Here is a 22,699-nt window from a genome sequence, read left to right as displayed (position 1 = left end):
ACAACGATAATCTGGTGATTAACCATGTCTAACTCCTCCCCTGTTCCACCGTTAAACCTTGCCCAGCAGTTGATTCAGCGCCATTTAATCAGCGGCGAGCTCACCCCCGGCAATGAAATCGCTCTGCACATTAACCAAGCCCTGCTGCAAGACGTGTTAGGCACGCTGGTAATGTTAGAGCTAGAAGCCATGGGGCTTGACCGGGTACACACCGAGCCCAGCGTGCAGTACATCGACCACGGCCTGGTGCAGGCCGATAACCTAAATGCCGAAACCTACCTGTTTTTAAAGAGCGCCTGCGAGCGCTTTGGAGTGTGGTACTCCGGCCCCGGCAACGGCATTAGCCACCCGGTGCATATGGAAAATTTTGGCGTGCCCGGTGAATCCATTGTGGGTTGCGATAGCCACACCACGGCAGCAGGCGCACTCGGCATGCTGGCGATTGGCGCAGGCGGTATTGAAGTGGCCATGGCGATGGCGGGCGAGCCGCTGTACATCACCATGCCGAAAATCTGGGGCATTAAGCTTGAAGGCCAACTGCCCGATTGGGTCTCAGCCAAGGATATTGTGCTGGAGCTTTTGCGCCGCCACGGCGTGGCAGGCGGCAAAAACACCATGATTGAGTATTACGGGCCGGGGCTAAAGCACCTTTCCGCCATGGACCGCCACGTGCTCGCCAACATGGGCACTGAAATGGGGGCAACGGCCACGGTGTTCCCCAGTGATGATGAGACTCGGCGCTTTCTAGCCTCCCGAGGCCGGGAAGCCGACTGGGTCGCACTGGCCGCCGAGCCCGGCTGCCACTACGACCTGCACGAAACGCTTGATCTCAGCCAGCTGGAGCCCATGATTGCGCTGCCTTCCAGCCCAGACAACGTGGTCACCGTGCGGGAAGCAGCGGGCCAGCCGCTGCATCAGGCGTACATCGGCTCATCAGGCAACCCGGGCTTTCGTGATTTTGCCGTGGTGGCCGAAATCGTGCGCGGCAAGCAGGTGGCCGATGGGGTCTCGCTGGATATCAATCCCTCTTCCCGCCAAGTGCTGACCACGCTGATTGAGCAAGGCTATTTAGCCGACTTAGTCGCCAGCGGTGCCCGCTTGCACCAAGCAGGCTGCAATGGCTGTATTGGTATGGGCCAGGCCCCGGCGGTGGGGCTCAACAGCCTGCGCACCGTGCCGCGCAACTTCCCGGGCCGCTCCGGCACGCGGGAGGACAGCGTGTTTTTATGCAGCCCGGAAACCGCGGCGGCTTCAGCGCTGGCGGGGGTAATTACCGACCCACGCACTCTCGATATGCCCTACCCGCGCCCCCAGGAGCCCGCCAACATTGAAGTGAACCGCGCGCTGTTTAATGCGCCGCTGCCGCCCCATGAGGCAAAGCTAAAAGCGCTGCAAAAAACCGAGAACACCCCGGCCCTGCCAGAGCTTAGCCCTCTGCCTAACCGTTTGGACGTACCCGTGCTGCTGGTGGCGGGCGACAACATCTCCACCGACGACATTATGCCTGCCGGACAGCGGGTGCTGCCCTACTGGAGTAGCGTGTATGCCTCGGCACCGTTTACCTTTGAAGCGGTCGACCCGGATTATGCCGAGCGTGCAGAAAGCACCCGTACTCAGGGCGGGCACGTGATTATTGGCGGGGCCAACTACGGGCAAGGCTCCAGCCGAGAAAATGCCGCGCTGGTGCCGCGTTACTTAGGGCTACAGGTGGTGGTGGCGAAGAGTTTTGCGCGTATTCACTGGCAAAATTTGATCTGCTTTGGTGCGCTGCCACTAACCTTTACCCGCGAGGAAGATATCGCACAGCTAGCGCAAGGTGACCGCTTAGTGATCGAGGATCTCTACGCGCAGTTGGAAAGTGGGGCGACGCTCACCGGGCAGATCCCCGGTAAGGGCGAGATAACGCTGCATCATGGGTTCAGCTCCCGCCAGCGGGAGCTGATTACCCAAGGTGGTGTGATCAACCACCTACGCCAACGTCAGGCTTAAAACGCTTCCCAGTCGTCTTCGCTGCCTTTGGCGGGTGCCGGTTTAGAGGAGAGCGCTGGGCGCTTTAGCTCTTGGCTTGCACCCGCGCTGCTGGTGGGCAGCGCTTGGCGCGATGGGCTTTTTGATTGACGCGGAGCGGGCGCGCCTTCTCCCAGCACAAACGAGTTGATTAGTTCGTTCAGATGCTCGGCATGGCGGCGCATATCCGCCGCCGCGGTGGTGGACTCTTGCACCATGGCCGCGTTCTGCTGCGTCATGGTGTCCATTTCGGCCACGGCGGTATTGATCTGCCCGATACCGCTGCTCTGCTCTTTGGCCCCAGCGCTAATTTCTCCAATCACGTCGGTTACTTTCGAGACGCTTTCGACGATCTCACGCATGGTGGCTCCGGCGTTGCGCACCAGCTCCGTGCCGCTCTGGGTATGCTGCACCGAGGCATCAATCAGGCCACGGATCTCTTTAGAGGCGTTGCTGGAGCGGCTGGCCAGCGTGCGGACTTCTTCCGCCACCACCGCAAAGCCTCGGCCATGCTCACCCGCGCGAGCGGCTTCTACCGAGGCGTTCAAAGCCAAGATATTGGTCTGGAAGGCAATCGCATCAATCATGGTGATGATTTCACTGATGCGCGTGGCAGAGTCGTTGATATCGCGCATGGTGCGCTCAACCTGCTCCATCGACGCTTCACCCTGATGGGCCACTTCAGCGGTGGATTGCACTAACTTATTGGCCTGCTGGGCGTTATCCGCGCTGTGGCTCACGGTAGAGGTAATCTCTTCCATCGAGGCCGAGGTTTGCTGCAAATTCGCGGCTGCCTGCTCGGTGCGGGTCGCCAGCTCTTCGGAGCTGTGAGAGATTTCACCCGCCGAGTGATAAACACTTGCCGTGCTGCGGCGTACATCGAGCAGGGTATCCTGCATGCGGCCAACGAAGGCGTTGAACTGCACGGCTAGGTTGCCCACTTCATCGTTGCTTTCCACCGAGAGGCGGCGGGTTAAATCACCCCGGCCTTGGGCAATATCACCCATGGCATCGGCCGTGCGCCTGATCGGGCCAACAATGCGGCGCACCACTCCAACCGCGAATAGGGCCACCACTGCAAACAGCACAGCGCCTAGCAGTGCGGCAAAGATAATCGAGTCTCTTAGGTCCGCATTGGCCGCTGCTTCTAGCTCAGCTACTGCGGCGTCTACATCCGTGACGTAAACACCTGCCCCGAGCATCCAGCCCCATTTTTCGAGACGGTCAATGTAGGAGTGTTTCGGCTCCACATCGCTGGTACCGGGGTACTCCCAGGGGTATTCATAGAAACCACCGCCTGACTGGGCAATCTGTATCATATCGCGAACCAGGTAGTCGCCATTGGGGGTTTGCAGGTCAATTAAGTTGGTGCCCTGGCGATCAGGCGAAAACGGCAGCACGATATTGGTGCCGTCGTATTCATAAACAAAGACATAGTTATTGCCTTCAAAGCGCATGGCTCGAAGCATATCCGCTGCCTGCACTTTGGCGTCGGCGTCGTTAGCGCCTGCTTGATCATAAATAGGTGCAATCGCGGTCGTTGCCATCTGGACAATATCGCGCACAGAGTTACGCCGCTCTTCAATGAGCAAATCGCGCTGTTCGGCAATCGTTTGACGGGTATCCTGCGTGCGGCTGTAGGCATCAAACGCTACCAACGCGACGGTTACCAGCAACAGAGGAAGCAGCACTAATATCAGTACTTTCGTTTGAAGGCTGACGCTGCGTTTTTTCATCGTAGAGGGAGGGGTCGCCATTACGTATCTTCCGGTTGTGTCGTGGTCAGATGTTTGAATTTTTGTGCATTTGTTATCGGCTTACTATGTGCCAACTTTAACCACTTGCGCCGTTTTTCTTCTTTATAAGCAGCAAATTAAGACAAGAACGCAGCTTTCATAACATACGTTAAGGTTATCAGTCGCTTATCAGTCCACTGTAGCGGAGTGGTGGCCAAGGACGGCCCGTTTTGGCACGATGCTAGCCACGAAACAACGCTGCCCAGCTCCCTTAATCCAGGAGCTGGGCAGCTTTTTTTTCCTGCTCAGATAGAGCAGAACAACCTTACGCTAACGCCGCCTGCGGGCGACGCTCGTCCAGCATGCCTTTATCGAGAATAAAGCGGATGATCTCTTCAAGCCCCACGCCATCGTAGAGGTTGGTGAACACGAACGGGCGCTCGCCGCGCATCTTTTTCGAGTCGCGTTCCATCACCTCCAGTGAGGCGTGAACCTGCTCAGCAATATCGATTTTGTTGATAATCAGCAGGTCTGATTTGGTGATGCCGGGGCCGCCTTTGCGGGGTATTTTGTCGCCTGCCGACACGTCGATCACGTAGAGCGTCAGATCAGAAAGCTCGGGGCTAAACGTGGCGGAAAGGTTGTCACCGCCGGACTCAACCAACACTAGCTCAAGCTTGGGGTGACGGGCGTGTAGCTCATCAATCGCCGCTAGGTTCATCGAGGCATCTTCACGAATCGCCGTGTGCGGGCAGCCGCCGGTTTCAACACCCAAGATGCGATCCGCGGGCAGCGCATCGTGCTTAAGCAGGAAGTCGGCATCTTCGCGGGTATAGATATCGTTGGTGACCACGGCGATATCGTAGTAATCCCGCAGCGCGGTACAGAGCTGCTTGAGCAGGGCGGTTTTACCTGAACCGACCGGGCCACCCACGCCAACGCGTAAACAGTGAGTCATGGTTTTCTCCTAAATAACAACGCTCTTTAGCTTCTAAACAAGCGGGAATATTGGGTTTCGTGTAGGGCGCTGGCCAGCGCCACGCCGGGCAGCGCGGGGCCAAGTTCGTCATCTTCTAGCCGCTGGGCCTTCTCGACGGCATTCACCAGCTCGCCACGCAACTGCTCGATAATGCGCTGGGCAGCAGTGTGGCCCAGCGGCAGCGCCTTACAGGCCACCGCGAGCTGGTTTTCCAGCCACGCCCAGCCAAAGCCGAGCTGCGCTTGGCGCATGGGGATGCCGCGCTGGTAAGCCGCCCAGGCAAATAGGGTCACATAGCCTGCCTGCACCGGTAGCAAGGGCGTGAGTGAGTCTTCACTAGGCAGTCCTGCATTTTTTGGTAATAGGTCGAGACTGCCCAGTAGCCGCTTCAGCGATGCACCCAAGCGGCTGTCTTCAGCGGCCAATTCCGCGGTTTCACGGGTGGCGGCCAGCCAGTCGTCCCACTCTGCCACCGCAGCGCCATCCTGCTCCTCGAAAGCGCGATATAGTCGCTCGATCAGCGGCAGTTCACAGCAGCTTATGCCATCTTCCAGCACGCCGGATAGCCAATGAGACAGGCTTGGCTCATCACTCACCCAGCCCAACTCAAAAGCGCTCTCCAGCCCTTGGGAAAAGGCGAAGGCCCCAATGGGCAGTGCGGGGCTGACGAGCTGCATCAGCCCTAACAGGGCGAGGTCTGAGGGCTGCTCAGTGGGCATGGTGGTGCTCATGGTCGTGGTCGTGGGAATGAGCGTGCCCATGGCCGTGGCCGTGCGAATGGCTATGCGAATGCCCACCGCCCACTTGGTTGTAAGCGCCCGGCTCGGGGTCGAAGGTGGCGTTGTGGTGCTCAAGCGTAGCACCCAGCAGCTCGGCCAGCTCTTCGAGGACGTGGTCGGGTGGGAAGCGTACCCAGCCGCCTTTCGCATCTTCACCCAGCGCGAGCTGCACATGGCGGTTGCCGAGGTGGTACGCCAGCCGAGCCAGGGGTAAACCAGTACTCACTTGCGCGGTCACCACGGGTTCGATCGCGGCGCAAATGCGCACGATCTCGCCGTTTTCGGCTTTGAGACCTTCGCCATCGCGCAGCACGGGGCCGCGATCCAGAAACAGCCCCAGCGGCTGGCCGCTGTCGCTTTCGGCTTTTAAGCGGCCGCGAATGCGTAGTTCAAAGGGCAGTGTCAGTGTGTCGCTGGCGGCGCTTGCGTCTATCGGCCCTAAGCGCTCAATTAATTTCAGCATGCTCTCATCCTTTTTCGATCCATGAAGGCTGAGCCGGGGGTAGGCCGTAGAGAGGGTCTTTTGCCATGGATGGCAAAAGTAGCGTACAGGGACGTATTTACAGCGCCCTCTCGTAGGCCTACCCCCGGCGCCCCGGGCAACAACTCAATCAAAACAAGTGATACCGCTGCGCTAGCGGTAGCTCGGTTGCGGGCTCGCAGGTGAGCAGTTCGCCGTCGCAGCGCACTTCGTAGGTTTGCGGGTCGACGGTGAGTTCTGGGCAGGCATCGTTGAGCTTCATATCTTTTTTACGCACGCCGCGCACGTTCTTACAGGCGGAAAGCGTGCTTTGTAGTCCCAGTCGCTCTTTAATGCCTGCGTCTATTGCCGCTTGGCTGACAAAGTTGAGCCGCGTCTGGCTGGCGGCGCGGCCAAAGGTGCCGAACATGGGGCGGTAGTGCACCGGCTGCGGCGTGGGAATCGAGGCGTTGGGGTCGCCCATGGGCGCACCGGCAATCATGCCGCCTTTCAGAATCAGCGCGGGTTTGACGCCAAAGAAGGCGGGCTTCCACAGCACCAAATCCGCCAGCTTACCGACTTCAATCGAGCCGACTTCGTGGGCAATGCCGTGGGTAATGGCGGGGTTAATGGTGTATTTGGCGATATAGCGCTTGGCGCGCAGGTTATCGGCCCCTAACGCTTCATCTTCCGGCAACAGGCCGCGCTGCACTTTCATTTTGTGGGCGGTTTGCCAGGTGCGGCAGACAACTTCGCCCACGCGGCCCATGGCCTGGGAGTCGGAGGCGATCATCGAGATCACGCCCAGGTCGTGGAGGATATCCTCGGCGGCGATGGTTTCGCGGCGAATGCGTGAATCCGCAAACGCGACGTCTTCGGGAATATTGGGGTCCAGGTGGTGGCAAACCATGAGCATGTCGAGATGCTCGTCGATGGTGTTCACCGTGTAGGGCCGCGTGGGGTTGGTGGAAGACGGCAGCACGTACTCTTTGGAACAGGCGGTGAGGATATCTGGGGCGTGGCCACCGCCTGCGCCTTCGGTGTGGTAGGTGTGAATGCCGCGCTCTTTAAACGCCGCCAGGGTGTCTTCCACAAAGCCGGATTCGTTGAGCGTGTCGGTGTGGATGGCGATCTGCACATCGTACTTTTCCGCCACGCTCAGGCAGGTATCAATCGAAGCGGGGGTGGTGCCCCAGTCTTCATGCAGCTTGAGACCCATCGCGCCCGCTTCCAGCTGCGCTTCGAGCCCTTCCGGCAGGCTAGCGTTGCCTTTGCCGAGCAGGCCGATGTTCATGGGCAGGTCGTCCACTGCTTGAAGCATTTTGCCAATGTGCCAAGCGCCGGGGGTGCAGGTGGTGGCGTTGGAGCCGGTGGCAGGGCCAGTGCCGCCGCCCAGCATGGTGGTGACACCGCTCATTAGCGCTTCTTCCACCTGCTGGGGGCAGATAAAGTGGATATGGGCGTCGATGCCACCGGCGGTGAGGATTTTGCCTTCACCAGCAATCACTTCGGTGCCGGGGCCAATCACGATTTCCACATCGGGCTGGGTATCGGGGTTGCCTGCTTTACCAATGGCGGCGATGCGACCGTTTTGCAGCCCCACATCGGCTTTGACGATGCCCCACCAGTCTAAAATCAGCGCGTTGGTGATCACGGTATCCATCACCGAGGCATCCTGGCGCTGGCTTTGGCCCATGCCATCACGGATGACTTTGCCGCCGCCGAACTTCACTTCTTCACCGTAGTGGGTGGCGTCTTTTTCGACTTGAATCCACAGCTCGGTGTCGCCCAGGCGTACTCGGTCGCCGACCGTGGGGCCGTACATATCGGCGTAGGCTTGCCGACTGATTTTGTTTACCGGTTTCATATTTGCCTCTGCCTCAAGCGTTGAGTCCAGTGCCGGGCGGCCATCGTCTGTGTGACACGCTGTGAATACATCCCTGTAAGCTTGACTGCGCCATCCATGGCGCAGACAGTCACCCAGCCGATGCCCGCCCTACCGTCGGTTGTTCTTTATTAAGCCGTTGGCTAATCCAGCGCACCCATCACATCGCCCCGGAAGCCGTAGATTTCACGCTTGCCGACAAACGGAATCAGCGTGACTTCGCGGGTTTGGCCGGGTTCGAAGCGGATGGCGGTGCCGGCGGCGACGTCCAGGCGATAGCCACGGGTTTTATCCCGGTCAAACACCAGCGCAGGGTTGGCTTCAGCAAAGTGGTAGTGGGAGCCAAGCTGAATGGGCCGGTCGCCGGTGTTGGCCACCTCTACGGTGATACGCTCGCGACCCGCGCACAGCTCGATATCACCTTCTTGTAACTGATACTGTCCTGGAATCATTGGGCCGGACATCATGGCGCTCTCCTAGCGGGGGACGGTTAGTTGATCGGCGTGTGGACGGTGACCAGCTTGGTGCCATCGGGGAAGGTGGCTTCTACCTGCACTTCATCGACCATCTCCGCCACGCCTTCCATCACGTCGTCTCGGGTCAGGATCTCGCGACCATAGCTCATTAAATCCGCTACGCTGCGGCCATCCCGTGCGCCTTCCATAATCTCAAAGCTGATCAGCGCTACCGCTTCGGGGTAATTCAGTTTTAAACCACGCGCTTTGCGGCGTTCGGCAAGCTGGGCGGCGGTAAACAGCATCAGCTTGTCTTTGTCTCGTGGGGTCAGTTCCATGGAGTGTCTCCAGCGTTATCAGCGAGTTGCTAATTAAGTTAGCCAAATGCGCGGCGTGTGCGCTTCGCGCTCGATCCAGCGCGGCCGAAGCAGGTGCCAGGCCTGCTCACACAGCGCCCAGGCTTCGTTACGAGAAGTGCCTAGATAGCGCAGCAGCAGTACGCCGTGGCGCACGGTTACCGCCCAGCGGGGGTTATCCGGCAGTACTTCGCGCAGCGCTTCAATGGCCGCAGCGGCATCGTCAATGCCCACCGCCCAGAGCGTGGCCTGCACCGTTGCGCCGCCCTGCCCCCAGCGGCCCGCAAAGCGTGGATGCGCGGGGTCTAGCGGCTGGCGTTCAATCCACAGCGGTTTGCCATCTAGGGTTAAGCGAAAGTGCTGTTCAATACGCCCAGAGACATAGGGCAGGTCGCTTGCTGGGCGGCCGAGCGCCATTACTTCCCAGCCTAGGCAGCGGGCATTACCCTGCAGCGCGATATGGGTGCACTGAGTGCCCTTTGAGCCGTTAAACGCAATGGTTTCCTGGGGCAGCCACTCTAAGGTGCCGCCCTCTTCTACCGTCAGCTCGGTGTGCTGTGTCCAGGCCACGCCTTGGCTGTCGGCTTTGTAGAGCTTATTGGCAGCGGGCGTGGTGAGCAGCGCATGGGCATCGCGCTCGATATGAGCACGAATGGTCAGCGCATCACCGCTCACGAGCCCGCCGGGCGGGTGCAATACGTAAACGTGGCACGCTTCCTGGCTGCCTTCCGGGTAGAACGGACGCTGTACCCGTAACGGCCCTTGGTGGCGCGCCTGCACTAACCGGGTCACGCCATCGCGGTTGGCAAAGCGTAGGACCAGCGAGGCGGCCCAGCGGCGCTCGGCGTCAAAGCGGTGGCCGGAACCAGCAGCGGGTGGGGCGAGTTCGCTCAACATCATGGGGCGCTGTCGCTTCCTTGTGGATAAATCATTGCCTTACGAATGCAAAGAATGCGCCAAAATGGTGAAAGTGCGATTCAGGCAGCGCCAAAACGCTTTTATAGCCTGAAGCGGCTCTCTTTATGCTGTTCAATCAGGGTAAAAAGCACCATAAACGAGCAAAAACATATTCAAACGCACCAAATAAGTGCGACTGCAACCCCCCTCTTTCGCGGCAATACACCACAGCGTTAATCGCAGGCATCGGGTACTTTGCATCGGTATGACGCTGTAAACTGCTTAGCCGTCATTCAGGCAGCCCACAAAGCGTAGTTTGAGATGCGATCTTTCCGCTCAGCCAACTCTTTTTGGTATCGCACAGCGCTCTATTTAGCGTTCGTGGCGATCTACCTGCTCTTTGCTGGGCCGCTGTTCTCGCAATTGCAGTCTCAATGGCAGGCGCTGGATCACTCTTCAAAACATGCACACGGACATGATGCCGCGCCGCATGGCACATCGGCGGGTCCGTCATCTCATCACGATGACCCGCTGCATCACTGGCATCACCAGTGTGACTATTGCGGTATATGGCAAAAAACGCCTACCGCCCCTCACCATTTACCCGCCATTGGCAGTGTGGCCTTTATCACACGTACGCCGCTGCCAGCGGCCTTTGCCCAGCGCGCTGCTGCGGTACAAGTCTACCCCCACGCCTATCCTCGCGCTCCGCCCTCGTTAAAGGTCATTTAACTCAAAGGGTTTACCACTCCAACGGTTTACCTAACTGGCCAGCTAAGAACGGGCTTGGCGGGCAAATAAATATCGCGTCTTGAACGCCGTGTGAGCGCCGCCGCGTGCGGGTAACACGGTGCTTTGAGCGCTTGGAGCGTGTGCATGACGACAATGAGTTCCACACAGACAACGCGCAAAGCGTCGCTTGATCTGTATCGCGCTGTTTGGCGCTGGCATTTTTATGCAGGCCTGTTAGTTCTGCCTTTTTTAATCGCGCTCTCACTGACCGGGGCACTCTATTTATTTGATGACGAGCTGGATGCGCTCATTCATTCAGATCTCAAGCGCGTGCAAGTTCAGCAGACCACCCAGCCTGCCGCCTCACTCGTTAGCTCGGCACTGCGGGATTACCCCGGCACGGCGGTGACATACACCTCGCCCGCCACCCCCGAAAGCTCAGCGGAAGTGACCGTTAACTCACTAACCGGTGAACGGCTGGCCGTGTATGTAAACCCTTATACGGCTGAGGTGCTGGGCTCGTCGGATGACCGGGGTACGGTGATGTGGACCGTTCGTTACCTGCATAGCTTCAAGTTCTTCGGGCAAACCCCGCGCAAGCTGATTGAGATTGCCGCGGGCTGGTCGATTTTGTTGGTCGCCACCGGCATTTATCTCTGGTGGCCGCGCAACGGTAGCGGCGGCGTAGTGAACGTGCGCGGCAAACCCAAAAGCCGAGTGTTCTGGCGCGACCTGCACGCGGTGCTGGGTATTTTTATTGGTGGGTTCATTGTGTTTTTGGCCCTTACCGGTATGCCGTGGTCGGGCGTTTGGGGGGCACAGGTGAACGAATGGGCCAACGGCAATAACTTTGGCTACCCGGCTGGCGTTCGGGTGGAAGTGCCGATGTCCAACGCTTATTTAAGCGACCAGGGCAGCACCAGCTGGTCGCTGGAGCAGGCGCAAGTGCCAGAATCAATGCCACCTGCCGTGCCTGCCCCGCGCATTGGGTTGAACAACGCAGTGGCTCAGTTAGAAGCGCTGGGCCTACAGCAGGGCTACAGCGTCAATCTGCCAACCACGGCCGCCGGAGTGTATACCGGCTCGATTTATCCCGATGACTTAACCCAGCAGCGTGTGATTCACCTCGATCAATACAGCGGTGAGCCGCTGCTCGATATGAGCTACGCCGACTATGGCCCGCTAGGCCGCTGGCTGGAATTTGGGATTAACGTTCACTTGGGGCAGGAGTTTGGGCTCATCAACCAGCTCTTCCTGCTGGCAGTATGCATCGCCATCATCGTGATGTGCGTTTCCGCAGGCGTGATGTGGTGGAAGCGTCGCCCATCAGGTGCCATGGGCGTGCCGCCCTTGCCCACCGATAAACGCGTGTTTCGTGGGCTAATCGTTCTTCTTGTGATTGGCGGCGTGCTGTTCCCGCTCGTTGGGGCGTCTTTGATCGTGATGCTGATCATCGACTGGCTGATCGTGCGGCCACTTCAGGAACGCCACCCCGCTCGCCAAGGCTAACAGGGCGGTAGGCTGACGCGGCGGGCTGACTTAGTGCGCCGCGTGCCCATGATCATGGGCATCTTCATGGTGGCTACCTTCCGGAGAGGCACCCACTGGCAGCACCTGAAGCTCAATTTCCATCGGCTCGGCGTGCTGGAATTCCAACGTTACAGGGACGGGCTCACCCTCCACGATGGGTGAGCCCAGTTCCATAAACATCAAGTGCAAACCGCCCGGCGCCAGCGTCACGCTCTCGCCCGCCGGTAGCTCGATGCCACCGGGCAGGGGTGCCATGCGCATCACATCGCCATCCATCTCCATAATATGAATCTCGACACGCTCGGTGAGCGAGCTGGTCGCCCCCAGCAGCATGTCATCGCCATCGCCGTGATTGGTGAGGGTGACAAAGCCACCGCCCGCCCCGGCCCCCGGCGGCGTTGCACGGGTCCAGGGTTGCGCCACTTCAATAGAGGAGTGGCCTTCCATGGCATCCGAGTGGTCGCTGCCATGATGAGCCGCCATCAGCGGGGTGCTCATGAACAGCATTGCGGTTAACAGCGTAAAACGGCGCATCAACATAGTGTTCTCCGTGGGTCACATCGCCAAAACCTAGCGCTTAACGCGATATTACTCAGTGACAGCGGCAACCACCACCCGATACACGGCTACAAACCGGGTGTGGATAACTTAAACCGTTAAATGCTGCTTAATCAGCTCGTTAGAGAGTTCACTGATCTCGCCTTTGGCGACCGGACGTCCGCGATCCATAATCACGAAGCGGTCGGCGTATTTGCGAGCGAAGGGCAGCTTTTGCTCGACCAGCAGCACCGTTAAACCATCCTCTTTGATCAGTTGGCGAATCACCTGGCCGATTTGGGCGACGATATTGGGCTGAATGCCTTCTCCTGGCTCATCAAGAATCAGCAGCTTAGGCTCGATCACCAGTGCGCGGCCAATGGCGAGCTGCTGCTGTTGGCCGCCGGATAAATCGCCGCCCCGGCGGTGCTTCATCTCTTTGAGTACCGGAAACAGCTCGTAGATACGCTCCGGGATTTTTTTCAGCCCGTCGCCTCGGGCGGCCAGCCCGGTACGCAGGTTCTCCTCCACCGTTAGCAGCGGGAAGATCTGTCGCCCCTGGGGCACAAAGCCGATGCCCATGCGCGAGCGCGCTTCCACGGCTTTTTTGGTGAGTTCGATCTCACTGCCATCGCCCTGGTAGCGCAGCTGGCCGCTTTTCACCGCGACTTCTCCCATGATGGCTTTCATCAGCGAGGTTTTACCCACCCCGTTGCGGCCCATCACACAGGTGCACTGCCCGGCGGGCACGTCTAGGTCTAAGTCCCACAGCGTATGGCTCTCGCCGTAGAACTGGTTGAGTTTTTCAATCGCCAGCATCAAGCGCTCTCCTCTTCATCCGACCCTAGATACACTTCGACCACTTTGGGGTCGTTGGAGACCTGATCCATACTGCCTTCGGCCAGCACGCTGCCCTGGTGCAGCACGGTTACTTTGCGCGCAATCGAGCGTACAAAGCCCATGTCGTGCTCTACCACCACCACCGACTGCTTGCCAGCAAGCCCCGTGAGCAGCTCGGCGGTGCGCTCCATCTCCTGTTCGGTCATCCCGGCCACCGGTTCATCTACCAGTAGCAGGCGTGGGCGCTGCATCAGCAGCATACCAATCTCCAGCCACTGCTTTTGGCCGTGGGAGAGAATCCCGGCGGGCTGGAAGCGCAGCGCAGTCAGGCCGATGGTTTCCAGCACGTCGTCAATGCGGTCTTTAATCTCCCCGGTCATCCGGGCGGTTAGCGTGGGGAAGATGCGCTTGTCGGCGGCCATGGCTAGCTCCAGGTTCTCGAATACGCTGAGCGCTTCGAACACCGTGGGCTTCTGGAATTTGCGGCCAATGCCGAGGCTAGCGATTTCCGGCTCGTTCATCTGCAGCAGGTTATGGCGGCTGCCGAACCATACGCTGCCTTCGGTGGGGCGGGTTTTGCCGGTGATGATGTCCATCATGGTAGTTTTACCGGCCCCGTTAGGGCCGATAATGCAGCGCAGCTCGCCGTCGTCGATGGTCAGGTTCAGGTTATTGATCGCCTTGAAGCCATCAAAGCTGACGGTGACATCTTCCATATACAGAATCGGGCCGTGGCGCACGTCGACCGGCGAGGCCTCGGTGGCCATAAAATCAAACACCCGATCCCGCGCTTTTAGCGATTGTAATAGGCTCATGCGGCGGCCTCCTTGGGTGGGTGATCATCCTCTTTGCGGCGCTTTAGGTGGCCTAACAGCCCCGCTACACCTTTGGGTAGCAGCACCGTGACCAGCACGAATAGCGCGCCCAGAGCGAACAACCAGGCGTCGGGCATAATGCCGGTGAAGATGGTTTTGGCGTAGTTGACCAAAATCGCGCCGATCACCGCGCCGTACAGCGTGGCCCGGCCACCCAGCGCCACCCACAATACAATTTCAATCGAGAACAGCGGCGAGAATTCGCTGGGGTTGATAATGCCCACCTGCGGCACATAGAGCGCCCCAGCAAGGCCCGCCAGCATAGCCGAGACCACGAAGACAAACAGCTGGAAGCGCTCGACGCGATAGCCAATAAAGCGCGTGCGCGCTTCGGCATCGCGAGTTGCCACACATACCCGGCCCAGCTTGCTGGTTACGATTGCCCGGCAGAGGATATAGCCCAGCGCCAGCGCCACGCCGGTGGCGATAAACAGCCCCAAGCGCGTGGCATCGCTACGCAGGTTAAAGCCCAGCAGCTCGCGGAAGTCGGTCAGGCCGTTATTGCCGCCAAAACCCATCTCGTTGCGGAAGAAGGCCAGCATCAGGGCAAACGTTAGCGCCTGGGTGATGATCGAGAGATACACCCCCGTCACCCGTGAGCGGAAAGCCAAAAAGCCGAACACCAGCGCCAGCAGCCCCGGTGCCAGTAGCACCATGGCAAAGGCGAACCAGGCCATATCGAAACCGTGCCAATACCAGGGCAGGCTGTCCCAGTTGAGGAACACCATAAAGTCCGGCAGTACCGGGTGGCCGTAGGTGCCGCGGTCACCGATTTGGCGCATCAAGTACATGCCCATGGCGTAGCCGCCAATGGCAAAAAACGCCCCATGGCCCAGACTCAAGATGCCCAGGTAGCCCCATACTAAATCTACCGCGACGGCGAGCAGCGCGTAGCTCAGGTACTTGCCGAACAGGTTAACGGTGTAAGCGTTCACATGCAGCGGGTGCCCCTGGGGCACCGCCAGATGCAGCACGGTGACCAGCAGCAGCGCGGCAAACAGCACGCCGAGGAAGGTCTGAGTGGCCCGCTCACCGAACGGGCGCGTCAACCAAAACTGGCTGGATGTTGCTTGCGTCATCATGGGTTAGCCCTCCGCAGCCCGGCCCTTCTGCGGGAAGAGTCCACGCGGGCGTTTTTGAATAAACAGAATGATGAAGACCAGCACGATAATCTTGGCCAGCACCGCGCCCGCCCAGGGTTCCAGCACCTGGTTGATCACCCCCAGCGATAGCCCTGCCACCAGCGTGCCCCACAGGTTACCCACGCCGCCGAACACCACCACCATGAACGAGTCAATGATGTAGTTCTGGCCGAGGTTGGGGCCTACGTTGGTGAGCTGGGAGAGCGCCACGCCCGCCAAGCCCGCCACGCCGGAACCCAGCGCAAACGTCATGATATCCACACGGGTGGCGCGAATACCCATAGAGCGCGCCATGGCGCGGTTTTGGGTCACGGCACGCACTTCAAGCCCTAAGCGGGTGCGGCGCATAATCAGCATCAGCGCGGCAAACACCACCAGCGCAAAGCCAAGCACGTACATACGGTTGAGGGTCAGCGAGAGCGCGTCGTTGATGACCAGCGAGCCGCTCATCCACTCTGGCGTCACCACGGTGCGGTTGAGCGGTGAAATCACCGTACGCACCAGCTGCTGCAAAATCAGGCTGATACCGAAAGTGGCCAGCAGGGTTTCCAGCGGGCGGCCTTTGAGGAACTGAATCACGCCCCGCTCAATGGCAATGCCCACCAGCGCCGCCACCATAAAGCCTGCGGGGATCGACAGAATCAGCGCCAGCCCGGGCTGGCCCGGCAGCAGTTGCTGCATCATCCAGGTGGTGTAAGCGCCTAACATCATCAGCTCGCCATGGGCCATGTTGATCACGCCCATCACGCCAAAGGTAATCGCCAGGCCAATCGCTGCCAGCACCAGCACCGAGCCCAAGCTCAAGCCGAAGTAGAGCGTTTCCAGGCCCCGGTTAATCTTGAGCTGCTGTTCAATACCGGCCAGCGCCGCCGCTGCCGCATCGGCAACAATCGGGTCGCCGCTGTTCGCGGCACGGCCTAGCGCCACACGAGCACGCGGGTGAAGGCTGCCGGTGAGCGCCTCGACACCCGCCATCTCGCCCTGCTCGGCGCGATAAATCGCCACCGCCTGAGCCAAGCGCGTGCGAACGTACTCATCTTCCGCGTCGGCAATCACCGGCGTCAGCGTCTCGGCCAGCTCGCCGTCCACTTCGCCCAGCAAGCGGTCGGCGGAAGTGCGGCGGCGCTCTACGTTAGGCGAGTAGAGGTCCACCACGGCAATGGCGCTGCGCAGCTGGTTACGCAATGCGTTATTAATGCCCACACGCTCCAAGTCGCGGCGGGACATTTCGCCCAGCGGCTCGTTGGTCAGCGCATCCGCCACCGGCCAGTCACGGCCACGGTTCTCAAGCACCAGCACGAAGCGGCCATCGTCGGTGCGCTGAAGGCGGCCATCCAGCAGCGCCTGCAGCCAGTCGCGGGCGCGCTCATCATCGCTTTGCAAAATAGCGGTAATGGCTTCGCCTTTATCGCGGTAGGAGTCCACATCCAGCGCGGTCAACAGCGCGAGTGCGGCTTGGTCATCGGGGGTCGAGGAGCTGCTTTGTGCCTGCGCCGACACGGCGGTGCCGAGTAGCATCAAGCACAGCAGCCCCAAGGAAAGGAAACGCCTCATGGGGTTCTTCCTTTGGTGATCAAATGGGGGAGATAGCGTGCTCCCCTACTGCGCCATTGCGCTGGCGCAGTAGGGGACGAAAGTTACTCGGCGAGCGCTGCTTCGGCTTCTTCTGCTGCGGTGCTGCCACCACAGGAACCGTTCACAACGTTAAAGTTGCCGCACTCCATGGGCTTGCGCCAATCAGAGATCAGGTCACGGGAGCCCGGCAGGTAATCCGACCACGCATCACCGGCCACGGTAGAGGGCGTTTGCCAGACGATATCGAACTGGCCGTTATCCTGAACTTCACCAATCAGCACCGGCTTGGTGATGTGGTGGTTAGGCATCATCGCCGCGTAACCGCCGGAGAGGTTCGGTACGGTCACGCCGATAATCGCGTCTTTCACCGTATCCACATCGGTGGTGCCCGCTTTACGCACGGCTTCGGCCCACATATTGAAGCCGATGTAGTGCGCTTCCATGGGGTCGTTGGTCACCGACATCTCGTCACCGGTGTGCTCGATCCAGGCGTCGATAAAGTCGTAGTTGGCGTCGGTGTCAACGCTCATGAAGTAGTTCCAGGCGGCCAGGTGGCCCACCAGTGGTGCAGTGTCGATACCGGAAAGCTCCTGCTCACCCACCGAGAAGGCGATAACGGGGATATCCGCCGCATCAATGCCTTGGTTAGCCAGTTCGCGGTAGAACGGCACGTTGGCATCGCCGTTAATGGTGGAGATCACGGCGGTGGGTTTGCCCTCTTCGCCAAAGCGGCGGATTTCAGAAACGATGTTCTGCCAGTCCGAGTGACCAAACGGCGTGTAGTTGACCATGATGTCTTCTTCCGCCACGCCGTGCTCATCTTTCAGGAACGCTTCTAAGATGCGGTTGGTAGTACGCGGGTAGACGTAGTCGGTGCCGATCAGCGCGAAGCGCTCGATACCTACTTCGTTGATCAAATACTCAACGGCAGGAATGGCCTGCTGGTTGGGGGCGGCGCCGGTGTAGAAGACGTTTTCAGACGACTCTTCGCCCTCATACTGCACCGGGTAGAACAGTAAGCCGTTGAGCTCTTCTACCACCGGCAGCACTGCTTTACGGGAAACGGAGGTCCAGTTGCCGAAGATCACATCCACTTCTTCCTGGGCCAGCAGCTCGCGGGCGCGCTCGGCAAACAGCGGCCAGTTGGAAGCGGGGTCGACCACCACGGCTTCCAACTGACGACCCAGCAGGCCACCGGCTTCGTTCTGCTGCTCAATGAGCATTTCCACGGTGTCTTTCAGGGTCGATTCACTGATGGCCATGGTGCCAGAGAGCGAGTGCAAAATACCGACTTTGATCGGGTCATCTTCTTGGGCCACCGCTTGCGCGCTGGCGCCCATCACAGCGGCGGTGATCAGGGCAGTGGCGAAACGGCTAAGGGTACGTGGGTGTGTCTTGCGCTGCAGTGTGGTCACTTGAACCTCCTTGCGCCCCTTATGGTTGGGGCTCGTTATTGGGGTACCGCGACCAAGCGTTGTCGTTATTGAGGCGACGGGGCACTTGGTGCGTCCACTCGTGGGTCGCGAGTTACAACTCGTATTCACACGTCGTTATACACACTGCAAGGGGTGCGCCAATGTGGAACAAAGGCCACTATTAAAAATACAATCAATCACTTAGCTGTGTACAAAAAACACATCTCAGGCGACTTAGCACCAAGATAGCGCAACGCGGCGGCTCGCATGCACGATATTCATGCACCAACACGGCGCTTTGCACCACAGGCGGGGAGGCACCATAAAAAAAGCGCCCTAGCAGACGCTAGGGCGCTTTGGGGGTACCGCACTGAGCGTTAGTTAGCGGCAGTGGCCGCTTTATTACGACGCTTTTTGAGCAACGGCAGGCCCAGCGACAGCATCGCAATCACCAATAGCGACAGCGAAATCGGCTTATCGATAAAGGTGGTCCAGTCGCCACCGGAGATTTGCAGCGCCCGGCGCATAGACTCTTCCATGATATTACCGAGAATCAGCGCAAGGATCAGCGGTGCAGTGGGGAAGCCAAATAGACGCAACCCTAAGCCCAGCAGACCAAAGCCCAGCAGCAGCAGCAGGTCGAACACGCTGAAGCTCATGCCATATACACCGATCATGCAGAAGATCAGAATCATAGACAGCAGCAGCGGGCGCGGCAAGTCGAGGATTTTGGCAATCAGCGGGATCAGCGGCAGGTTCAGAACCAGCAGAAAGATATTGCCGATATACATACTGGCAATCACGCCCCAGAACACATCCGGGCGCTGCTCCAGCATCATCGGGCCAGGCGTTACACCCATTACCAGCAGCGCGCCCAGCAGAACCGCCGTGGTACCTGAACCCGGTACACCTAAGGTTAAAAGCGGTACGAACGAGCCCGTGCAAGCCGCGTTGTTAGCCGCCTCTGGCGCCGCAACGCCTTTGATGTTGCCTTGACCAAAGGTATCGCCATCTTTGGCCAGACGCTTTTCCATGCTGTAGCCCAAGAAGGAGCCAATGGTGGCGCCCGCGCCCGGCAGTACGCCGGTGAAGAAACCAAGCACAGAGCTACGGCTAATGGGGCCAGCAATTTGCTTCACTTCGCTACGGCTCAGTTTCAGTGAGCCAATCACGTTGCGCGGCACCTCTTTACCACCGCCGCCACGCAGCAGCATGTAGAACACTTCCGCCAAGGCGAAGATACCCAGCGCCACCACCAGGAAGTCGATACCGTCGAGCAGTTGAATCGAATCAAAGGTAAAGCGCTCGGTACCGGTTTGGGTGTCGATCCCCACAATCGAGATCATTACGCCAATAACGGCCGCAATCAGACCTTTCACCAGCGACTTATCCGACAGCGACACTACCGCCGTTAAGCCTAGCACCATCAGGGCGAAGTACTCTGCGGGGCCAAAGCTCACTGCCACCTTGGAGAGCAGCGGGGCCACCAGCATCAAAAAGACCACCGATACCGTACCGCCAATGAAGGAAGCATAAGCGGCAATGGCCAGCGCCTTACCCGCCATGCCCTGCTTGGCCATCGGGTAGCCATCGAAAGAGGTGGCTACCGTACCCGCTACACCCGGAGCGTTGAGCAGAATAGAAGAGGTCGAGCCGCCGAAAATAGCGCCGTAATAGACCCCTGCCATCAGAATCAAGCCGGAGGAGGGTTCCATGGCAAAGGTAATCGGGATCATCAGCGCAAGCGCGCTGATCGGCCCCAGGCCGGGCAGCATGCCGATAATAGTACCGGCAAATACACCGGCAAATACGTAAGCGATATTGATTGGCTCAAGCGCGATGCCAAAGCCGTACATGAGATTATTTAAGGCATCCATGGGAGTGTCTCTCGTTAAAACCCGCTACAGGTGCAACCGCATGCCGTGTTTAGAACGGCAGTACGCCCGTGGGTAGGTAAACATCCATTACCCGTGTCATGGTCAGGTAAAGGGCCAGCACCACACCCAGCGATGCCGCTAGGTTGACGCCATGGCGGCGATAGCCGTAATAGGCGGTTAAACCCACACTTAGCAGCGTGGAGGCCAGCACAAAACCCAGCGGCACCAGCAAGAACGCATAGGCGGCAATGGCCAACGCGGTCACGATGACACGCGCCCAGGGAGTGAACAGCAGCGGGCCGTTAGTCGCCTCATGATCAATTTCATCCGACCCAGCAATGGCGCTCGGCTTTTCAAAAAATAGCAGCGTGGCTAACAGCAGCAGGGAGACACCCAACACTTTAGGAAACAGGTCGGAGTCCACCGGACGCGGTAGAGGAAACGTAGGGATTTGCCAGGCCATGGCCAAATAAGCAGCCGCTACCAGCGCCAGCACGAGCGCTAGCCACTGGTTCACATTTAATCGAGTCATTGGGATTTCTCCGAAGGAGCCCACGCCTTGCGCACTGGCCCTCGCGGTAACAGACGAAGTCCCGGCGGCGGATGCGCCGCCGGGCTATCTCTAACGGGCGCTGACGGTATTAACGCATCAGGCCCAGGTCGGTCAGGACGCTGCTGAACTGCTCTTGCTGCTGATCCAGGAACGCGCCAAACTCTTCGCTATTCTGGTAGGCATCAATCCAGCCCAGCTGGTCGCTGGCTTCACGCCAGGCGTTTGTTTCCAGCATGTCGGCGAAGAGCTCTTCGTAGTAGGCCACCGCTTCTTCCGGCATTTCAGGTGCGCCCATCACGCCGCGCCAGATATCGAAGGTGTAGTCGAAACCTTGCTCTTGGTAGGTGGGCACATCCGCTAAACCGCCGCCCAGACGCTCTTCAGAAGAGACGCCCAGCGCGCGCAGCTGGCTGCCTTCGCCCAATTGGCCAACGGCTTCACCGGCACCGCCAATCACCGCTTCAATATGGCCGCCCATCAGGTTGGTCATGGCATCGCCACCACCGGAGAACGGAATATAGTTCACCGAAGAGGCCTCCATACCGGCTGCCGACGCAAGGCCTGCCACAGAGATATGGTCCATAGAGCCCGGTGCACTACCGCCACCCACGCTCAGGCCGGGGTTGGCTTTCAGCGCTGTAAACAGGTCTTCAAGGTCTTGGTACTCTGAATCTGCCGCGACCAGAATGATCGAGTAATCCGTATTGATACGGGCGATCGGCGTAAAGTCAGTGTGATCAAAACGCGAAGCGCCGGCCAGCGGCACCAGAATCATCGGTGGGCTAGTGGCGAACAGTTTATGCGGATTACCGTTGTCGCGAGCTACCTGAGCCCAAGCAACCGCACCGCCGCCGCCGGGTACGTTGATCGCTGCGAAGCTCTCATCGGCCAGGGATTCTTGCTGAATTACGCGGGACATGGTGCGTACCAGCGTATCCCAACCGCCGCCAGGGTTTGCGGGGGCGATGAACTCGATGGACTTGCTGGGCGTCCACTCTTGCGCTTGGGCAGAGGTCGTCATGGCGAGGGCAGCCATCGGCAGGGCAAGCACGGCGATGCGCTTCAAGGAAAGCGTAGTCATTGGCGTTCTCCACATTATTGTTCAGGCGTTATTGTTAATACGGTGTTTTGGTTGGCGCGGATTATTGTGTGCGCCGAATAATGAACCAAAAGCACGACTAACCAGCAGCGCTTGGCGCTCGGTGGTTAGCTTTGTGTGGTTACGCAGTGAACGTTAGAAGAGTGCCACCCCTACCGGCAAGCTTGTGACCATTAACAACAAACTGTTCTTTTTGTGCGTTTTGTTCATTTTGTTCACGGCTATTACATTACAGCGCTTCCAGCCACCCTTTCGCGGCTTCCAGCAGCCGATAGCGGCGCTCAGGGCGGCCCACATCGCCATAGCCTAGCTCTGCGCTCACCGCTTGTTCTGCCACGAGATATTCTAAATAACGCCGTGCGGTTGAACGGCTAGCGCCCATCGTACGCGCCACCTGCATGGCGGTGAGTGAATCAGGCTCTGTTGCCAAGGCATCCAGCACGCGGCGCAGCGTTAACCGGTCGATACCTTTTGGTAACGCTCGGTGCGTGGCGCGTGCAGGCTCACTGGGCGTCACGCGCGCCAGCACATGGTCCAGCTCGTCCTGGCTCATCTCAGCACGGTTGGCCAGCGCTTCGCGTTCGCGGCGAAAACGGGTCAGCATCTGGTTCATGCGCCCAGCTTCAATGGGTTTGATCAGGTAATCAAACACTCCGCCACGCAGCGCCTCGCTAATGGTTTCTACCTCTTTGGCGGCCGTCACCATCACAATATCCACATGCACATAGTCTCGGCGGATGGCCCAAAGCAGCTCTAGCCCTTCGACATCCGGCAGGTAGGCATCCAATAAAATCAATTGAATCTCTGCAGCATGCTGTGCCATCAGCGCTTTAGCTTCGCTGCCGTTACGCGCCATGCCCACCACGTAAAAGCCCTCGCTCTGCTCGATAAAGGCGCGGTGGATATCGGCGATGCGAAAATCGTCTTCGACGACCAAAATGCCGTATTGCGTCGCAGACATGCGGTGTCC

21 protein-coding genes are annotated in these 22,699 nt (G+C 59.1%); 3 read left to right on the top strand and 18 right to left on the bottom strand.

Annotation, left to right across the window (positions count from 1 at the left end):
• Positions 1 to 24: 24 nt before the first annotated feature.
• Positions 25 to 1,989 (top strand): aconitate hydratase, encoded by a 1,965-nt coding sequence (locus tag R0J87_RS00915; protein WP_498883714.1) that lies wholly within the window; start codon positions 25 to 27, stop codon positions 1,987 to 1,989.
• Here R0J87_RS00915 and R0J87_RS00910 read toward each other — a convergent pair.
• From R0J87_RS00910 to R0J87_RS00875, 8 genes are all read right to left on the bottom strand, one after another.
• Positions 1,986 to 3,764 (bottom strand): methyl-accepting chemotaxis protein, encoded by a 1,779-nt coding sequence (locus tag R0J87_RS00910; protein WP_498883713.1) that lies wholly within the window; start codon positions 3,762 to 3,764, stop codon positions 1,986 to 1,988. The genes R0J87_RS00915 and R0J87_RS00910 overlap by 4 nt on opposite strands.
• 304 nt (positions 3,765 to 4,068) lie before the next feature.
• Positions 4,069 to 4,701 carry an urease accessory protein UreG gene (gene ureG / locus R0J87_RS00905; protein WP_404344127.1) on the bottom strand — a complete coding sequence of 211 codons (633 nt, stop codon included), beginning with the start codon at positions 4,699 to 4,701 and terminating at the stop codon, positions 4,069 to 4,071.
• Between the two features lie 26 nt (positions 4,702 to 4,727).
• On the bottom strand, positions 4,728 to 5,441 hold the full coding sequence (locus R0J87_RS00900; protein ID WP_498883794.1) for an urease accessory protein UreF: 714 nt from the start codon (positions 5,439 to 5,441) through the stop codon (positions 4,728 to 4,730).
• Entirely contained in the window at positions 5,431 to 5,964 is a 534-nt protein-coding gene (ureE, locus tag R0J87_RS00895) for an urease accessory protein UreE (RefSeq protein ID WP_498883712.1), read from the bottom strand. The genes R0J87_RS00900 and ureE overlap by 11 nt, the downstream gene beginning before the upstream one ends.
• A gap of 148 nt (positions 5,965 to 6,112) precedes the next feature.
• Positions 6,113 to 7,828, bottom strand: a complete 1,716-nt coding sequence (ureC, locus tag R0J87_RS00890; RefSeq protein WP_311064622.1) for an urease subunit alpha — start codon at positions 7,826 to 7,828, stop codon at positions 6,113 to 6,115.
• Between the two features lie 161 nt (positions 7,829 to 7,989).
• The gene (locus R0J87_RS00885) at positions 7,990 to 8,298 is read right to left on the bottom strand and encodes an urease subunit beta (RefSeq protein WP_096921858.1); all 309 of its coding nucleotides are present in this window, start codon (positions 8,296 to 8,298) and stop codon (positions 7,990 to 7,992) included.
• A 38-nt stretch (positions 8,299 to 8,336) separates the two neighbouring features.
• Positions 8,337 to 8,639: an urease subunit gamma gene (ureA, locus tag R0J87_RS00880; RefSeq protein ID WP_016915359.1), complete on the bottom strand. Its 303-nt coding sequence runs from the start codon at positions 8,637 to 8,639 to the stop codon at positions 8,337 to 8,339.
• A gap of 33 nt (positions 8,640 to 8,672) precedes the next feature.
• Complete coding sequence (locus tag R0J87_RS00875) at positions 8,673 to 9,557, bottom strand: urease accessory protein UreD (RefSeq protein WP_498883709.1); 885 nt, start codon at positions 9,555 to 9,557, stop codon at positions 8,673 to 8,675.
• Positions 9,558 to 9,875: 318 nt separating this feature from the next.
• On the opposite strand from R0J87_RS00875, the gene R0J87_RS00870 reads away from it, so the two are divergent.
• Both R0J87_RS00870 and R0J87_RS00865 read left to right on the top strand, forming a co-directional pair.
• Complete coding sequence (locus tag R0J87_RS00870) at positions 9,876 to 10,286, top strand: DUF2946 family protein (protein ID WP_498883708.1); 411 nt, start codon at positions 9,876 to 9,878, stop codon at positions 10,284 to 10,286.
• Between the two features lie 144 nt (positions 10,287 to 10,430).
• A complete protein-coding gene (locus R0J87_RS00865; RefSeq protein ID WP_498883706.1) occupies positions 10,431 to 11,795 on the top strand; it encodes a PepSY-associated TM helix domain-containing protein in 1,365 nt (454 codons plus the stop codon).
• A 30-nt stretch (positions 11,796 to 11,825) separates the two neighbouring features.
• On the opposite strand, the gene R0J87_RS00860 is transcribed toward R0J87_RS00865, so the two are convergent.
• The 10 genes from R0J87_RS00860 to R0J87_RS00815 form a co-directional block, all read right to left on the bottom strand.
• Complete coding sequence (locus R0J87_RS00860; RefSeq protein WP_498883704.1) at positions 11,826 to 12,356, bottom strand: copper chaperone PCu(A)C; 531 nt, start codon at positions 12,354 to 12,356, stop codon at positions 11,826 to 11,828.
• A 108-nt stretch (positions 12,357 to 12,464) separates the two neighbouring features.
• Positions 12,465 to 13,172, bottom strand: a complete 708-nt coding sequence (gene urtE, locus R0J87_RS00855) for an urea ABC transporter ATP-binding subunit UrtE (protein WP_498883702.1) — start codon at positions 13,170 to 13,172, stop codon at positions 12,465 to 12,467.
• Positions 13,172 to 14,008 (bottom strand): urea ABC transporter ATP-binding protein UrtD, encoded by an 837-nt coding sequence (gene urtD / locus R0J87_RS00850; protein WP_159343467.1) that lies wholly within the window; start codon positions 14,006 to 14,008, stop codon positions 13,172 to 13,174. The genes urtE and urtD overlap by 1 nt, the downstream gene beginning before the upstream one ends.
• Positions 14,005 to 15,150 carry an urea ABC transporter permease subunit UrtC gene (gene urtC, locus R0J87_RS00845; RefSeq protein ID WP_062359185.1) on the bottom strand — a complete coding sequence of 382 codons (1,146 nt, stop codon included), beginning with the start codon at positions 15,148 to 15,150 and terminating at the stop codon, positions 14,005 to 14,007. Before urtC ends, urtD begins: the two co-directional genes overlap by 4 nt.
• Before the next feature lie 3 nt (positions 15,151 to 15,153).
• Positions 15,154 to 16,764 (bottom strand): urea ABC transporter permease subunit UrtB, encoded by a 1,611-nt coding sequence (gene urtB / locus R0J87_RS00840; protein ID WP_498883699.1) that lies wholly within the window; start codon positions 16,762 to 16,764, stop codon positions 15,154 to 15,156.
• Between the two features lie 83 nt (positions 16,765 to 16,847).
• Entirely contained in the window at positions 16,848 to 18,200 is a 1,353-nt protein-coding gene (gene urtA, locus R0J87_RS00835; protein WP_498883697.1) for an urea ABC transporter substrate-binding protein, read from the bottom strand.
• A gap of 377 nt (positions 18,201 to 18,577) precedes the next feature.
• On the bottom strand, positions 18,578 to 20,077 hold the full coding sequence (locus R0J87_RS00830; RefSeq protein ID WP_498883695.1) for a tripartite tricarboxylate transporter permease: 1,500 nt from the start codon (positions 20,075 to 20,077) through the stop codon (positions 18,578 to 18,580).
• 49 nt (positions 20,078 to 20,126) lie between these two features.
• Positions 20,127 to 20,609 carry a tripartite tricarboxylate transporter TctB family protein gene (locus R0J87_RS00825; RefSeq protein WP_498883693.1) on the bottom strand — a complete coding sequence of 161 codons (483 nt, stop codon included), beginning with the start codon at positions 20,607 to 20,609 and terminating at the stop codon, positions 20,127 to 20,129.
• A gap of 109 nt (positions 20,610 to 20,718) precedes the next feature.
• Complete coding sequence (locus tag R0J87_RS00820; RefSeq protein WP_498883691.1) at positions 20,719 to 21,711, bottom strand: Bug family tripartite tricarboxylate transporter substrate binding protein; 993 nt, start codon at positions 21,709 to 21,711, stop codon at positions 20,719 to 20,721.
• Positions 21,712 to 21,958: 247 nt separating this feature from the next.
• Complete coding sequence (locus R0J87_RS00815; RefSeq protein ID WP_498883689.1) at positions 21,959 to 22,690, bottom strand: response regulator; 732 nt, start codon at positions 22,688 to 22,690, stop codon at positions 21,959 to 21,961.
• Positions 22,691 to 22,699: the final 9 nt, after the last annotated feature.

The organism is Halomonas sp. SIMBA_159 (genome assembly GCF_046536035.1).
Classification (GTDB): Bacteria; Pseudomonadota; Gammaproteobacteria; order Pseudomonadales; family Halomonadaceae; genus Vreelandella; species Vreelandella venusta_A.
This window is presented reverse-complemented; position numbering and strand designations above follow the sequence as displayed.

What these genes read in the sequence shown, in the direction of transcription:
- R0J87_RS00915 (WP_498883714.1), top strand. Translation starts at nt 25, where the DNA reads ATGTCTAACTCCTCCCCTGTTCCACCGTTAAACCTTGCCCAGCAGTTG.
- R0J87_RS00910 (WP_498883713.1), bottom strand. Translation starts at nt 3,764, where the DNA reads ATGGCGACCCCTCCCTCTACGATGAAAAAACGCAGCGTCAGCCTTCAA.
- ureG (WP_404344127.1), bottom strand. Translation starts at nt 4,701, where the DNA reads ATGACTCACTGTTTACGCGTTGGCGTGGGTGGCCCGGTCGGTTCAGGT.
- R0J87_RS00900 (WP_498883794.1), bottom strand. Translation starts at nt 5,441, where the DNA reads ATGCCCACTGAGCAGCCCTCAGACCTCGCCCTGTTAGGGCTGATGCAG.
- ureE (WP_498883712.1), bottom strand. Translation starts at nt 5,964, where the DNA reads ATGCTGAAATTAATTGAGCGCTTAGGGCCGATAGACGCAAGCGCCGCC.
- ureC (WP_311064622.1), bottom strand. Translation starts at nt 7,828, where the DNA reads ATGAAACCGGTAAACAAAATCAGTCGGCAAGCCTACGCCGATATGTAC.
- R0J87_RS00885 (WP_096921858.1), bottom strand. Translation starts at nt 8,298, where the DNA reads ATGATTCCAGGACAGTATCAGTTACAAGAAGGTGATATCGAGCTGTGC.
- ureA (WP_016915359.1), bottom strand. Translation starts at nt 8,639, where the DNA reads ATGGAACTGACCCCACGAGACAAAGACAAGCTGATGCTGTTTACCGCC.
- R0J87_RS00875 (WP_498883709.1), bottom strand. Translation starts at nt 9,557, where the DNA reads ATGATGTTGAGCGAACTCGCCCCACCCGCTGCTGGTTCCGGCCACCGC.
- R0J87_RS00870 (WP_498883708.1), top strand. Translation starts at nt 9,876, where the DNA reads ATGCGATCTTTCCGCTCAGCCAACTCTTTTTGGTATCGCACAGCGCTC.
- R0J87_RS00865 (WP_498883706.1), top strand. Translation starts at nt 10,431, where the DNA reads ATGACGACAATGAGTTCCACACAGACAACGCGCAAAGCGTCGCTTGAT.
- R0J87_RS00860 (WP_498883704.1), bottom strand. Translation starts at nt 12,356, where the DNA reads ATGTTGATGCGCCGTTTTACGCTGTTAACCGCAATGCTGTTCATGAGC.
- urtE (WP_498883702.1), bottom strand. Translation starts at nt 13,172, where the DNA reads ATGCTGGCGATTGAAAAACTCAACCAGTTCTACGGCGAGAGCCATACG.
- urtD (WP_159343467.1), bottom strand. Translation starts at nt 14,008, where the DNA reads ATGAGCCTATTACAATCGCTAAAAGCGCGGGATCGGGTGTTTGATTTT.
- urtC (WP_062359185.1), bottom strand. Translation starts at nt 15,150, where the DNA reads ATGATGACGCAAGCAACATCCAGCCAGTTTTGGTTGACGCGCCCGTTC.
- urtB (WP_498883699.1), bottom strand. Translation starts at nt 16,764, where the DNA reads ATGAGGCGTTTCCTTTCCTTGGGGCTGCTGTGCTTGATGCTACTCGGC.
- R0J87_RS00830 (WP_498883695.1), bottom strand. Translation starts at nt 20,077, where the DNA reads ATGGATGCCTTAAATAATCTCATGTACGGCTTTGGCATCGCGCTTGAG.
- R0J87_RS00825 (WP_498883693.1), bottom strand. Translation starts at nt 20,609, where the DNA reads ATGACTCGATTAAATGTGAACCAGTGGCTAGCGCTCGTGCTGGCGCTG.
- R0J87_RS00820 (WP_498883691.1), bottom strand. Translation starts at nt 21,711, where the DNA reads ATGACTACGCTTTCCTTGAAGCGCATCGCCGTGCTTGCCCTGCCGATG.
- R0J87_RS00815 (WP_498883689.1), bottom strand. Translation starts at nt 22,690, where the DNA reads ATGTCTGCGACGCAATACGGCATTTTGGTCGTCGAAGACGATTTTCGC.